The sequence below is a fragment of the Streptomyces sp. NPDC051776 genome, from assembly GCF_040681345.1.
Classification (GTDB): domain Bacteria; phylum Actinomycetota; class Actinomycetes; order Streptomycetales; family Streptomycetaceae; genus Streptomyces.
This window is the reverse complement of the sequence record NZ_JBFAYQ010000003.1, coordinates 164,735-178,396: the sequence shown is the minus strand read 5'-3', so window position 1 is coordinate 178,396 and position 13,662 is coordinate 164,735. Positions and strand designations below refer to the sequence as shown.

The 13,662-nt window shown below is 71.0% G+C and carries 13 protein-coding genes; 4 read left to right on the top strand and 9 right to left on the bottom strand.

Translation table 11 applies throughout. From position 1 onward, the window contains the following. Positions 1-52: 52 nt before the first annotated feature. On the bottom strand, positions 53-820 hold the full coding sequence (locus tag AB0M26_RS04280; RefSeq protein WP_365254232.1) for an IclR family transcriptional regulator: 768 nt from the start codon (positions 818-820) through the stop codon (positions 53-55). Between the two features lie 178 nt (positions 821-998). Between AB0M26_RS04280 and AB0M26_RS04275 the strand changes: the two genes are divergently transcribed. Further along, the gene (locus AB0M26_RS04275) at positions 999-1,424 is read left to right on the top strand and encodes an ATP-binding protein (protein ID WP_365254229.1); all 426 of its coding nucleotides are present in this window, start codon (positions 999-1,001) and stop codon (positions 1,422-1,424) included. Positions 1,425-1,487: 63 nt separating this feature from the next. On the opposite strand, the gene AB0M26_RS04270 is transcribed toward AB0M26_RS04275, so the two are convergent. The 7 genes from AB0M26_RS04270 to AB0M26_RS04240 form a co-directional block, all read right to left on the bottom strand. Continuing rightward, positions 1,488-3,032, bottom strand: a complete 1,545-nt coding sequence (locus tag AB0M26_RS04270) for an NCS1 family nucleobase:cation symporter-1 (protein WP_365254226.1) — start codon at positions 3,030-3,032, stop codon at positions 1,488-1,490. 166 nt (positions 3,033-3,198) lie between these two features. Continuing rightward, positions 3,199-4,200 (bottom strand): TIGR03842 family LLM class F420-dependent oxidoreductase, encoded by a 1,002-nt coding sequence (locus tag AB0M26_RS04265; RefSeq protein WP_365254223.1) that lies wholly within the window; start codon positions 4,198-4,200, stop codon positions 3,199-3,201. A gap of 13 nt (positions 4,201-4,213) precedes the next feature. Further along, on the bottom strand, positions 4,214-5,614 hold the full coding sequence (hydA, locus tag AB0M26_RS04260; RefSeq protein ID WP_365254220.1) for a dihydropyrimidinase: 1,401 nt from the start codon (positions 5,612-5,614) through the stop codon (positions 4,214-4,216). Next, the gene (locus AB0M26_RS04255) at positions 5,611-6,924 is read right to left on the bottom strand and encodes an aspartate aminotransferase family protein (protein WP_365254542.1); all 1,314 of its coding nucleotides are present in this window, start codon (positions 6,922-6,924) and stop codon (positions 5,611-5,613) included. Before AB0M26_RS04255 ends, hydA begins: the two co-directional genes overlap by 4 nt. A gap of 14 nt (positions 6,925-6,938) precedes the next feature. Next, complete coding sequence (locus AB0M26_RS04250) at positions 6,939-7,781, bottom strand: nitrilase-related carbon-nitrogen hydrolase (protein ID WP_365254217.1); 843 nt, start codon at positions 7,779-7,781, stop codon at positions 6,939-6,941. A gap of 280 nt (positions 7,782-8,061) precedes the next feature. Then, positions 8,062-9,564: a hypothetical protein gene (locus AB0M26_RS04245; protein WP_365254214.1), complete on the bottom strand. Its 1,503-nt coding sequence runs from the start codon at positions 9,562-9,564 to the stop codon at positions 8,062-8,064. Positions 9,565-9,687: 123 nt separating this feature from the next. Further along, positions 9,688-10,083: a PPOX class F420-dependent oxidoreductase gene (locus tag AB0M26_RS04240; protein ID WP_365254211.1), complete on the bottom strand. Its 396-nt coding sequence runs from the start codon at positions 10,081-10,083 to the stop codon at positions 9,688-9,690. A 138-nt stretch (positions 10,084-10,221) separates the two neighbouring features. Between AB0M26_RS04240 and AB0M26_RS04235 the strand changes: the two genes are divergently transcribed. Next, on the top strand, positions 10,222-10,899 hold the full coding sequence (locus AB0M26_RS04235) for a sigma-70 family RNA polymerase sigma factor (protein ID WP_365254208.1): 678 nt from the start codon (positions 10,222-10,224) through the stop codon (positions 10,897-10,899). A gap of 130 nt (positions 10,900-11,029) precedes the next feature. Here AB0M26_RS04235 and AB0M26_RS04230 read toward each other — a convergent pair whose 3' ends face one another. After that, complete coding sequence (locus AB0M26_RS04230) at positions 11,030-11,233, bottom strand: hypothetical protein (RefSeq protein ID WP_365254205.1); 204 nt, start codon at positions 11,231-11,233, stop codon at positions 11,030-11,032. Between the two features lie 191 nt (positions 11,234-11,424). Between AB0M26_RS04230 and AB0M26_RS04225 the strand changes: the two genes are divergently transcribed. After that, positions 11,425-12,345 carry a hypothetical protein gene (locus AB0M26_RS04225; RefSeq protein ID WP_365254203.1) on the top strand — a complete coding sequence of 307 codons (921 nt, stop codon included), beginning with the start codon at positions 11,425-11,427 and terminating at the stop codon, positions 12,343-12,345. Then, positions 12,342-13,622, top strand: a complete 1,281-nt coding sequence (locus AB0M26_RS04220; RefSeq protein WP_365254200.1) for a hypothetical protein — start codon at positions 12,342-12,344, stop codon at positions 13,620-13,622. Before AB0M26_RS04225 ends, AB0M26_RS04220 begins: the two co-directional genes overlap by 4 nt. Positions 13,623-13,662 lie beyond the last annotated feature (40 nt).

Sequence of the window (13,662 nt, the reverse complement as noted above, 5' to 3'; positions counted from 1 at the left end):
GTTAAACCATGATCAGGCCTGCCTTCCGATGCTTGTGAGGAGGCCGGTGGGCTCACCAGCGGGCCGCCCCCAGGTCTCTGGAGACCGCCCGCGCGGCATCGCGGACCAGGGTCACCAGGGCCGGCTGGGGGCGGCCCTGGCTGTCGCAGATCCGTTCGACCGCGCCGGACGCTCCGATGGCGCCCACCACAAGACCGCCGTGCCCCCTGATCGGCGCGGCGACACCGGCGTCGCCCATGCTCATCTCCTGGACCTCGGCGGCCCATCCGAGCTCCCGGATCTCGGCGAGGGCCCGGGTGAGCTCGTCGGGGGCGGCCAGGGTGTGCCGGGTGTACGCATCCAGGCCGGCTTCCAGCAGCGGCTCCAAGGGAGTGCTTCCGAAGGCCAGCAGGACCTTGCCCAGCGAGGAGGCGTGCAGCGGCAGCAGCGAGCCCACGTCCAGCGTCTGGAGGGTGTCGTCCGGCCGGAAGACGTGGTGGATGATGAGCACCTGGCCCTCCAGGGGCGCGCCCAGGCGGACCGCCTCGCCGCTGCGGGCGGCAAGGGCGTCGGCCCAGTTGATGGAGCGCGACCGCAGTTCGTTGACGTCGAGGTAGCTGGTGCCCAGATGCAGCAGTGCGGCCCCGAGCTGGTACTTTCCGGTGGCCTCGTCCTGCTCCACGAAGTCCACGTGCTGCAGGGTGCGCAGAATGCCGTGCGTCGTGCCCTTCGCCAGCCCGAGCGAAGCCGCTACCTCGCCGAGTCCGAGCCGCCGGGGACCGCCGGCGAGCAGACGCAAGATCGCCGCCGCCCGTTCGATGGACTGGACCGGGCCGGCCATAAAGCGATCCTAGCGTCGCGATCACCGGTAGGCATCGTGCAAGGCCCGGGGCCGTTCGCGCGGCCGGGAGGTGCGTTCGGTAATGCCGACCCCTGTTCATTGACCGGGCGTCCGACACTCCTTAGCGTCGCCGCTCAAAGACCTGCGTCTTTCCGGCAGGCACCCTGGAGGAGGGCCCATGGCGGTACAGCTCAACACGATGCGGCGGGAGGCGGCGGAACACATCTGCCCCCTGCCGCACGTGCCCCAGTCCGTCTCGGCCGTACGCCGCCACGTGCGTACGATCCTGGACGACTGGAAGCTCTCCCCGGCCACGGCCGCGGACTCGCTCCTGGTGATCTCGGAACTGTTCACCAACGCGATCATTCACACGCTGCCCCCGGCGGCACTGCGCCTGTCGTGGACCGAGGTCGACGGAGACAGCGCCCTGCGCATCGAGGTCACCGACGCGGGACCCGCGGATCCGTCGCGCCGGCCGGCCGACGGGGACGACCCGGACGAGCACGGCCGCGGGATCGGCATCATCACCGCCCTGTCGGCCCGGTGCGGTGTGAACACCCACTCCGGCGGGATCACTCGCTGGGCGGACGTCCTCGCGGCTTAGACACCTCCTCCGCGGCGTGGACGAGCCACGGTCCCGGGCACGGGCACGGGTCCGGCGTTCAGGTCAGCGCGACGAGGGCATCCTCCAGGACAGCATCAGCACCGTGTAGAGCACCACCGCCGTCCCCAGGCCCACCGCCCAGCCGTAGTCGGCGAGCGGCTGGAGGAGGGGGATGAGGCCGTGCTCGGGGAAGGGGCCCTTGCCCGGTGCCGAGTACGAGCCGCCGACGGCCAGCAGACCACCGGCCGCAAAGGCCACGACCGCCCTCCAGTTCCAGCCGGAGGCGTACCAGTAGCGGCCTTCGGGCCGGTAGAGATCGGCCAGGTCCAGCACGGTGCGGCGGATGATCCAGTAGTCGGCGATCAGGATGCCCGCGACCGTACCGAGCAGTCCGCCGACCACGCCGAGCCAGGTGAAGATGTACAACTCGGGCGTCGCCGTGAGCTTCCAGGGGAAGATGATGACGCCGACCACGCCCGTGATCAGCGCTCCCGTACGGAAGTTGATGACCTTGGGGGCCAGGTTGGCCAGGTCGTACGCCGGTGAGACCACGTTCGCAGCGATGTTGACCGAGATCGTGGCGACGAGGACCGTCACGAGAGCGAAGACCAGACCGAAGGCGTTGTCCGCCTTGCCCGACAGCGCGACCGGGTCCCACATCGGCTCGCCGAAGACCGCCTGGGAGCCGGAGGTGACCAGGACCGACAGCATCGCGAAGGCGGTCATGGTGGTGGGCAGACCGAGGGACTGGCCCCAGACCTGGGCGCGCTGGCCCTTGCCGAAGCGGGTGAAGTCCGGGATGTTCAGCGACAGGGTGGCCCAGAAGCCGATCATGCCCATGAGGGCGGGGAAGAAGACCGTCCAGAACTCGGTGCCCCAGCCGAGCTTCGAGGGCTGGTCGAGGAGCGGGCCGAAGCCACCGGCCTTGTTCGCGATCCAGATGAGCAGCACCAGGGCGCCGACGAGGACGAAGGGAGCCGCCCAGTTCTCGAAGCGGCGCAGGGTCTCCATGCCCCGGTAGATGATGGCGAGTTCGAGCGCCCAGAAGATGACGAAGCAGAGCCACAGGGTCCAGGGATAGCCGCCGACCTCGCCGGCCCGTTCCCAGCCGCCGCCGAACAGCTTGCCCAGCAGGATGTAGATGCCCTGCCCGCCGATCCAGGTCTGGATGCCGAACCAGGCGCAGGCCACGGCGGCGCGGAGCAGCGCGGGCAGGTTGGCCCCGCGGAGGCCGAACGAGGCGCGGGCCAGGACGGGGAACGGGATTCCGTACTTGGGCCCCGCGTGCCCGGTCAGCAGCATCGGGAAGAGCACGATGACATTGCCGAGGGCGATGGTGAGGACGGCCTGCTTCCAGTCCATCCCGAGCGCGACGAGTCCCGAGGCGAGCGTCCAGGACGGGATGTTGTGGGCCATGCCGACCCACAGGGCGGCGAAGTTGTACGTGGTCCAGTGGCGGCCGGAGACGGGGACGGGCCGCAGGTCCTCGTTCGAGAAGTGGCTGTCGGGTAGTTCGGTGCCGGGCGGGAGCTCAACCCGGCCGTCGGGGTGGGTGACCTGCGCGTGTATCTGGGACGGCGGCACAGCGGCGTCGGGGGCATCTGTCATGACGGGGCCGTTCGTTCGCGGAGGAATTGCCTGATTCCCCGTCCTCCCGCCCCGGAACGGCGAGGCGGGACGACAGGAGCGTGTCCGGTTGGACGAGGAGCGGGTCCAGTGGGCCGGCAGGAGCGGGCCCGGCGGGCGGGTCCGCCGGACCCGGCGACCGACGCCGTCAGCCGGTGAGCGCCGGGATGATGTGCTCTCCGTAGGCGTCGATGGTCGACTCCTTGGCGTCGTGCATCGCATAGACCGCGAACTGGTCGACGCCCAGATCACGCAACATCTTCAGCTTCGCCATATGCGCCTCGGGCGGGCCGAGCAGGCAGAAGCGGTCGACGATCTCGTCCGAGACGAAGTCGGTCGAGGGATTCCCGGCCCGTCCGTGGTGGCTGTAGTCGTAGCCCCGGCGGGACTTGATGTAGTCCGTCAGTGCAGCGGGGACGAGGTCGGAGTGCTCGCCGTAACGGGCGACCAGGTCGGCCACGTGATTGCCGACCATGCCGCCGAACCATCGGCACTGCTCGCGCGCATGGGCCAGGTCGTCGCCCACGTACGCGGGTGCGGCGACGCAGACCGTCACCGCGTCCGGATCACGGCCCGCCTCCTCCGCGGCGGTCCGCACGGACCGGACCATCCACTCCGTCAGATACGGGTCGGCGAGCTGCAGGATGAACCCGTCGGCCTTCTGCCCTGCGAGCGCCAGGGCCTTGGGCCCGTACGCCGCCATCCACACCGGCAGCTTCCCGTTCTCGACCCACGGGAGGCGCAGGGTCTCGCCCTCTATCTCCGTCTCCCGGCCCTCGGCGAGGTCGCGGATGACCCCGATCGCCTCGCCGAGGCGGGCGAGGGTGTTGGGCTTGCGGCCCGCGACGCGCATCGCGGAGTCGCCCCGCCCGATGCCGCAGACGGTGCGGTTGCCGTACATCTCGTTGAGCGTGGCGAAGGTGGAGGCGGTGACCTCCCAGGTGCGGGTGCCCGGGTTGGTCACCATCGGGCCCACGATCAGCCGCTCGGTGTGCTCCAGGATGCGGCTGTAGATGACGAACGGCTCCTGCCAGAGCACGGCCGAGTCAAAAGTCCAGCCGTACCGGAACCCCTGCCGCTCGGCGCGTTTCATCAGGCCCACGACGGCCGATGCGGGCGGGTCGGTCTGCAGGACGAGTCCGAAATCCATGGCGGCCCCCCTCTCAGATCAGATATTGACAGGTGCCGCGCGGCACGTACTGGCCATGGCCGGCCCGCCCGGTGAACTCGCCCCGGTCGACGACGGTTTCGCCGCGCGAGAGGACGGTTTCGACCTTGCCGGTGATCCGCCTGCCCTCGTACGCCGAGTAGTCGACGTTCATGTGGTGGGTCTCGGCGGAGATGACCTGCTCGGCGTGCGGGTCGTAGACGACGACGTCGGCGTCCGCGCCGGGGGCGATCGTGCCCTTGCGCGGGTAGAGGCCGAACATCCGGGCCGGAGTGGCGCAGGCGATCTCGATCCAGCGCCGGCGGGAGATGTGCCCGTCGATGACGGCCTGGTGGAGCAGGTCCATGCGGTTCTCCACGCCGGGAAGACCGTTGGGGATCTTGGAGAAGTCCCCGCGGCCCAGATCCTTCTGCCCGCTGAAGCAGAAGGGGCAGTGGTCGGTGGAGACGACCTGCAGATCGTTGGTCCGCAGACCCCGCCACAGGGCCGCCTGGTGCTCGCGCGGCCGCAGGGGCGTGGAGCACACGTACTTGGCGCCCTCGAAGTCCGGCTCGGCGAGGTTGTCGGTGGACAGGAAGAGGTACTGCGGGCAGGTCTCGCCGAAGACATTGAGCCCCATGTCGCGGGCCTGGGCGAGTTCGGCGACGGCCTCCTCGGCGGAGACGTGCACGACGTAGAGCGGGGCACCCGCCACCCGCGCGAGCTGGATCGCTCGGTGCGTGGCCTCCGCCTCCAGCAGCACCTTGCGCACCTCGCCGTGGTAGCGCGGGTCGGTGCGGCCCTCGGTCAGCGCCTGCTCTATGAGGACGTCGATGGCGATGCCGTTCTCGGCGTGCATCATGATCAGGCCGCCGCCGGCGGCGGCGCGCTGCATGGCGCGCAGGATCTGCCCGTCGTCGCTGTAGAAGACGCCCGGGTAGGCCATGAAGAGCTTGAACGAGGTGATGCCCTCCGCCACGAGGAGGTCCATCTCCTTCAGGGTGCCCTCGTTGACATCCGAGACGATCATGTGGAATCCGTAGTCGACGGCGCAGTTGGCGTCGGCCTTGGCGTACCAGGCGTCGAGTCCTGCGCGCAGCGGCTGCCCCTTGGACTGGACGGCGAAGTCGACGATCGTCGTGGTGCCGCCCCAGGCCGCGGCCCGGGTCCCGGTCTCGAAGGTGTCGGAGGCGAAGGTGCCGCCGAAGGGCAGCTCCATGTGGGTGTGGGCGTCGACGCCGCCCGGGATCACATACTTGCCCGTCGCGTCGATCGTACGGTCGGCGGTCCAGCTCTCCCCCGCCGCGCTGCCGTGCGCGGCGAGGGCGGCGATCCGGCTGTCCTCGATCAGGACATCGGCGTGGGTCTCCTCGGCGGCGGTGACGACCAGGCCGCCCCGGATGACGGTGCGCGTCATGGCTGCGTCCTCCCTTCGGTCTCGGACTGCACGCGCTTCAGGGCCGCTTCGAGCATCGCCGCGCCCTCCTCGGCCTCGGCGACGCTGAGCGACAGCGGCGGGGCGATGCGCAATGAGTGGCCCTCACGGCCGCCCTTGCCGATCAGCAGCCCCTCCTCGCGGGCGTACTCCAGGGCCAGCGACGCGGACTGCGGCGAGGGCGCGCCGTCGGCGTCCACCAGCTCGATCCCGATCATCAGGCCCCGGCCGCGCACTTCCCGTACGACCGGCAGCCCGGCGGCCACGGCCCGCAGCCGCTCGATGAGCAGACCGCCGACCCGGCGGGCGTTGCCCTGGAGGTCGTGTTCGATGAGGTACGCGAGGTTGGCAAGCCCCGCCGCCATGGTGACGGGGCTGCCGCCGAAGGTCGAAATGGAGTTGGACTCCAGGCAGTTCATGACCTCGGCGCGGGCGACGACTCCGCCGATGGACATGCCGTTGCCGATGCCCTTGGCGAAGGTGAGCATGTCGGGCGGGCCGTTTCCGGCGTGCGCCTGCCAGCCCCAGAAGTGCTCGCCGGTCCTGCCCCAGCCGGTCTGCACCTCGTCCGAGATCCACAGGATGCCGTGGCGGTCGAGGACTTCACGGAAGGCGGCGAAGAGGCCGTCGGGCGGGAGGGTGAACCCACCGACGCCCTGCACCGGTTCGACGATCATCGCGGCGATCGACTCGGGGCGGGTCTGCCCGAGCATGTCCTCCAGGTCCGCCACGCAGGCCCGGATGAACTGATCGTCCGTCAACTGTGCGTAGGGCCCGCGGCTGCGCACGCCGCCGTGGACGTACAGCGTCTGCAGCGGGGACAGACTGGTCGGCGACCAGGCGGAGTTGCCCGTGATGCCGACGGTGGAGAAGGAGCGGCCGTGGTAGCTGTTGCGCATCGCCAGGATCTGGTTCGACCGGCGGTGCGTGGTGGCCAGCAGCAGCGCCGCGTCGTTGGCCTCGGTGCCCGAGGTGGTGAAGAAGACCCGCGCGTCCGGAATCCCGGAGAGCGTGGCGATGCGCTCGGCCAGCTCGACCATGGGGCGGTTGAGGTAGAGGGTGGAGCTGTGGATGATGCGGCCGGCCTGCTCGGAGACGGCCTTGGTCACCTCGGGCAGCGCGTGCGCCGTCATCGTGGTGAGGATGCCGCCGAAGAAGTCGAGGTAGCGCTTGCCGTCCGCGTCCCAGACGTGGCGGCCCTCGCCGTGGGTGATCTCCACCGGGTCGCGGTAGTAGAGCGCCAGCCAGTCGGGCATCACGGCGCGGTGACGGCCCAGCAGGGCGGGGTGCATGTCGGAGTGCGACGTCACGGCTGGACCAGCCCCTCGTACGCGTCGGGTCGCCGGTCCCGGTAGAAGGCCCACTGCTGACGGACCTCCTCGATCATTCCCAGGTCGAGGTCCCGTACGACGAGTTCCTCCTCCTTGTCGCTGGCGACCTCGCCCACGAACTGGCCGCGGGGATCGACGAAGTAGCTCGTGCCGTAGAAGTCGTTGTCGCCGTACTCCTCCTGGCCGACGCGGTTGATCGCGGCGATGAAGTACTCGTTCGCGACCGCGGCCGCCGGCTGCTCCAACTGCCAGAGGTAGGCGGAGAGTCCGCGGGAGGTGGCGGAGGGGTTGTAGACGATCTGGGCGCCGTTCAGGCCGAGTTGCCGCCAGCCCTCGGGGAAGTGCCGGTCGTAGCAGATGTAGACGCCGACCTTGCCCACCGCGGTGTCGAAGACCGGCCAGCCCAGATTCCCCGGCTTGAAGTAGTACTTCTCCCAGAACCCCTTGACCTGGGGGATGTGGTGCTTGCGGTACTTGCCCAGGACGGTGCCGTCGGGGTTAATCACCACAGCGGTGTTGTAGTAGAAGCCCGACTGCTCGACCTCGAAGACCGGGACGACGACGACCATGCCGGTTTCGCGGGCCAGGTCCTGCATACGGCGCACCGTCGGCCCGTCGGGCACGGGCTCGGCCCAGCGGTAGTGCTCCGGCTCCTGGACCTGGCAGAAATAGGGGGCGTTGAAGACCTCCTGGAAGCCGATCACCCGGGCGCCCTGACGGGCCGCTTCCCGGGCGTGCTCCTCATGCTTCGCGATCATGGACTCGGTATCGCCGGTCCAAGTCGCCTGGACCAGTGCGGCGCGGACGACATTGGCCATGAGTTGCTCCTTCAGTGCGCTGTGCGGGCGCGGCGGGGCCCGCTCCCCACCGGATACTCCAGAGCCGAGTACGCCGCCTCTACGCACGTAGACGCGGAACGTAGATGGAGAACGTAAGCCCCGCTACGCACCGTGGCAAGACCATCGCCGTCACAGGGCCGAGTCGATCACGTTTCGTACCGCAACGGGCCACATCGGACACACTGCGTATCTATCCGGGGCTGTTTTCCGGTCGTTGCCCCCGCTCCTCCCGCTTGTCCGGCGGGATCTCCCGGCGCGCTCAGGCGGTGCCGGGCGTGCCCCGCAGTCCCGCGACACGCAGGACATGGGCGAGATCGCGGAAGCGGTGGGCGGACACGCCGGCCGCCGCGTCGAGCAGCATCGGTACCAGCGTTTCCGGGTCCGTCTCGGCGACCCGGGCCGCCTCCTCCGGCGTACGGGACCGCAGCAGAGCGTCGAGCAGGGCATCGGACTCGTCGGTACGGTCCTCCGCGCGCAGCAAGAAGACGGTGGCAGCGAGTTCGGGCGCAGGACGGGCCACGGCCTGGCGCAGCAGAGCACGACAGTCGTCGCCGCGGCCGGCATCCGCCAGGGCAGTTGCGGCAGCGGCCAGCGCGGGAGGCGGCAGGCAGGACGCCTCCCACAGCAACGTCGCGACATCCGCCGCCAGGCCTGAGCGCTCCAGCGCGGCGAGGAGCAGGGGCAGTCGGTCGGCGGGCCAGGCGACGGCCTCGCACAGCAGGACGTACGCCTCGCCGCCGCGGCCTTCGGCGCGCAGGGCGGCCAGGCGGGCCACGGCCTCCTCGGTGGCCCGCCTGGCGGCGACGAGTTCGGGCGACGGCTGCGGGTCGGAGGCGGCGGCCGCGTCGCGGTCACGGCGGCGGTCGCGAAGGCGCTTGCCCGCGCGTGGCTGCTTGGGCGCCCGCGGCTGCCGGCCCGCCGCGTAGGCACCGGCGAAACGGGCGCCGCGCGGTGTCTCGGGAACGGCCGCGGGTGCCTCTTCGGTGTCGGGTACGGACGCCGGCCCGGCATCGGTCGTGCCCTCGATTCCGGCGAACCGCGCGCCCCGCAACGGTGTGTCCCGGCTCTCGACCCGTCTTCGCTCCGGATCGGGGTGTGTGCGGTCGTCTGGCGCCGCATCGGAGTCCGCGCGGACCGCGAACGCCGGATCGGGGTACGCCCGGTCGGCGGGAACGGAGGCCGCGTGCGCGGCGGCACCGGACGGCCGCGCGTCGCGCTCGGCGTCGTCGGTGGGCGCGATCGGGGCGCCGGCCCCCGCCTGCTCCAGCGCGATCAGCCGCTCCCGCAACTCCTCGCAACGGGCCGTCGCCCGATCGCGGTCGTCCCGCGCCCACGCCAGTTCCGCCTCCAGGCGCCCGGCCTCCGCCCGGTCCTCCGCCGAGGCCAGGGCGGCGCCGAGGTCCCGCTCGCGCGTGCCCGCGTAGGCGTTCTCGCGCAGCATGACGTCCAGCCGGTCGAGCAGGGCGTCGCGGCCGCCCACCCAACGGTCGTACGCCGTGATGGCGGCGCGGTGCAGCTCACGGGCGCGCGGCCGGCGGCTCTCCGCGAACTGCGTGCCGTGCCGTACGGCGAGATCCTGCAGCAGGGAGTCCACGACGTCCCACGGCAGCACCTCGCGGCCCTCGAGACACGCCCGTATTCCGTCGGGGTCGCGCTGCGCGAAGACCCCGTACCATCCCGCTTCCGGGTCGAGCACGTCCAGGAGTTGACGCAGGTATCCGCTGAACTCCACGACGTCAGCGGGCAGTTGTTCGTCCTGCACGGTCCGGCCCCTCTCCCCCGGAGGCCGCGGCCTCCGGGCCTGCTGGCATTCGACACCGACAGGATGAGGCCGGTGTGACAGGCGCGCTACGGACAGTTTTCGTACGGCGCACGTGATGGAGTGTCAGAGCGTGATCGCGATCCCGGTGTGCGGCCGCTTGCCGAGGCGCACGAGCGCGCCCCCGCCGTCGACGATCCGGAAGCGCCAGCCGTACTTTCCGGTGAGCAACCGCCGTACGCGGCGGAGCCCTTCGGCGTCCAGCAGCTCCGCCTCGCCCTCCGCGGCCGTCGCTCCGTCGTGGACCCGGCCGCGGGCGTCGCACGGAGTGACGGTGACGCGGCCGTTGTTGCGGATGCGTTTGACCTTGCCGGAGTCGCTGCGGGTCCAGACGTAGAGCCGTTCGCCGTCCGAGGCGGCCCAGACGGGCGTGGCCACGGGGGTGCCGTCACGGCGGTGGGTCACAAGGCTGACGTACGGGCTGCGGCCGAGATCGGCCGGGACCGTCGGGGGTGGCGTCATGGAGCCCGAGCCTAGCCCTCGGTGGGTGCGCGGGCAGCCGAGCCGGATTTTTTCCGGAAACGGCGGTGAACATATCGGCCGCGTACGCCTGTTACCCGGTGTGTGCCCGCATGCGAACGAACGACAGGGGGTGACGTGATGGTGGCCGACCCGGTGATCGTCGCCGTCATGCTCTCCGTGGCCGCGGCCGTGCCCAGAGTCATGCTCTTCTGGCTGATGTCGAGAGAACGAAAGCGTATCTTTTCCCTTGCGCTGCACGCAGGGCACACCGATGTCGTCATGGAGCACAGCGGCCCGGAGAGCGCCCGGCTGGCACTGCGGGCGGGGTGCGCAGAGCGAGGGGGATGCGGTGACGACCGAGTGGCCGGAGCTGATCACGTGGGCGGCACGGGGACGCCCGAGGACTTCGGCGCGTTCTTCGAACGCTCCTTTCCCGGCATGCTGGCGCGTGCCCTCGTCCTGTGCGGACACCGGCAGGACGCCGAGGACGCGGTGCAGGAGGCGTACGCGGAGGCCTTCCGCCGGTGGGACCGATTACACGCGTACGCCGCCCCGGACGCATGGGTGCTCCGGATCGTCCGGCAGCGGTTGTCGGCCGTCTCCCGGCGCCGGGCACGATGGCGCCCCGCCGACCTGGACTCCGTCCCGCACCCGCCGGCGGCCGCCGTGGAGCGGACCGTCGAGGCGCGTGCCGTGCAGACCGCGCTGGCCGCCCTGCCGCAGCGGCAGCGCACGGTCGTGGTCCTGCACTGCCTCCAGGGCATGTCGCAGGAGGCCATCGCGGAGGAGCTGGGGTTGCCGAACTGGTCCGCATGAACCGCTTGAAGACCACCGAGCTCCAGGTGGGCCGGCGGCTCACCGTCCCGGGCCTGCCAGGCCTCACCCGCACGGGCTGCCGGTGAGGGACGGATGACGGACGCACGGCGCGGCCGCCTCCCGGCGCCCGTCAGTCGATGATGCTGTGGAAGAACAGCACTCCCGCGCCGGCCGCGGCGGCTCCGGTGAGCGTGGCGCTCGCCAGTCCCCCTCCCGCGAGTACCGTCAACACCCCCGCGCCAACGCCCGCGAGGAGCCCCAGCAGAAAAACGATGGCGGCGCGCAGGCCCAACAGAGGCCCGGGGCCGGGCGCGCGCGGGTCTTCGTGGCTCACAAGTGGCTCCTTGATCGAACGTGTCGCGCCCTGGTGCGGACGTGTTGGTTGAGCTCTAGGAGCAGGACCAACCGCTTCCCCCTGGTGTCAACTGCGGTTAAAAACACAGGAGTTCGGCGGGGGGTGTCCGGGGAGCGCCACCTAGGAACCCGTATGTCGTCCGCCCGCGCCTCGACCGTCAAGGAGCAGCCATGCCGAGCAGGGAACGACGCGGGACCGAGTCGCCGTCGGTCCAAGAGCGTCTCGGGCCGGCCCTGTTCACGCCCTTCGACGAATCGGAGGGGGAACACGACCCGGGCTCGGTCGCAGGTTCCGTGGCCTGGGACAGGCTGCGCCTCGCCGAGCAGCGCCTGGCCCCCGACGCCCACCGCGAGGAACCCGGACAGCGTGCCCGCCGACTGGCAGCGGACGCACGGCTGGTGGAGGTGCTCCGACAGGACTCCTTCGACGGGGCCCGCTTCCGGAAATTCGCGAGCCGCCTGCTCGAGTACGGCTATCCCGTACTCCTGAGGTGGACGAAGTCGGGAGAGATCTTCGCCCAATGCGCCCACGCCGGGCGGCCGGTCCGGCGCCACGCGGCCACCTTCGACTGGACCGCGGAGGACCGGCACAGGCTGGCCACCGACACCCTGCTGGAAGGCGTCGAATTCTTCCGGAGCTACGCACTGGAGCGCGGTGGCTGGGACCCGGAGCGAGGAGCCAGTCTCACCACGTACTTCATCGGCTCCTGCGTTCGCTGTTTCCCACCGGTCTACAACCGGTGGTGGCGCGAGCAGATTCTCGAGCAGGGCATGCTCCATGTCGCGCTCGGCACCGGTGCCGAGGACGAGACGTCCCTCACGGATGTCGCCGACCCCCGCTCGGTCGACCCGTGCCATGCCGCGGTCGTCAGCGACCAGGTGCAGCAGGTGATGAACGCCATGCCGGATCCGGCTCTGCGGACGGGACTCGCCCTGCGGGCGATCGGCTACTCCCAGAGCGAGGCGGCCGACCGGGTCGGCCTGACGGAGAAGGCGCTGGAGCGGCGGGTCGGTCGCGCGCGCTCCCGGCTGAGAGACGACCAGGACGGCCTCGGCAGCGACCAGGACCTCGGGGAAGGAGGAAGCCGATGAGCAGCAGGCGTGACGACGCCGCGGCCACCGTGCCGGGCGTTCTCGACGGCACCGGCGGCGACCAGGAGTTCGATGCGCTGCTGAACGCCTCGAGCCTGGGTGCCCCGATCACCATTGCCGTGAGGGAGCTGACCCCGCCAGAGGTCCGGCGGGAGCTGTCCACCCGCTTCCCCTCCACCCGGGAGGAGGAACGGCCCGCGGATGTCGATGACGCGGTGCTCGCACTGATCCAGTGGACGCTGGCGGACGCCGAGCGCACCACGGACCCGGTCCTCCGGTCTCCTTGGGACCCGGTCCACCGTACGGAGCGGCCCGGGGAACCGGCTCCGCTCATGCCGCCGTTCACCCGGGGGCCGGGCGACCAAGGCCGGGCGCCTTATGCCATCGCCCTGCACCAGTACGTCGATACGGCCACGCGGGACGCCTGCAGAAAGGCGACCACCGGTCTCTTGCGGGAACTGCTCGAGCACGAAGCACTCAACGGCGTACGCGAGGACGTGGCGGAAGCCATCCGCGGGCTGCGCGTGACGGCCCACACGGACCGCGCCTCGGCCATCGTCCGCAGAACTTGCCTGACCGTGCTGAGCGAGGCGGATCGCACGTGGCGCCACGGCACGCCGGGAGACGCGCGCCCCTTATCCGCGCTCGCCTGCCGCGCGGTACTCGACGGACCGCCCCCTGCGCCGAAGACCACGACGCCGGGGACGGCACCGGGGGCCGGACCACCGAGGATCACGACGCCGGCCACCTTGGCACCGGCGCTCCCGCCCACGGTGGCGGCCTCGCCTGCCCCGGACCCGTTGGGCCGGACCATGCCGCGCACTTACGCGGACGCCCTTGGCCGGATCCGTGACGCCGTGGACCTCGGGCACCCGCAGGCAGCCGTCCATCTGGCACGCGTCCTGGAGGAACGTGCCGCCGACGAGCACGGCGGCCGGCATCCCTATCTCCTGCGGGCGCGCGAGGTGCGGGCCCATGTACTGATGGCGACGGGAGACCCTGCCGGGGCGGCGGAGCTGTATCTGCAGGTCGCTCAGGAGTGGGCGCTACGAGGGCTGGACCCCTATTGGGAAGCCGCCAAGAACGCCCACTACTGCTGGAGTCTGGTGAAGGACCGTGGCCGGGCGTACTGGCTCGGCGAACAGGTCATGCGCGTGTGGCAACGGGCGGGGCACCAGGGCCGACCCCATGTGCGGGCAGCCCTGCGCCACCTCGACGAGCTGCTCACGTCACCCGTCCACGCTGCCGGTGTCGAGGGCCTCCTCCACGCCGGCTGACTCGCGGTCCGCGCAGCCTTGTTCGTGCCGGGCGGTGCCT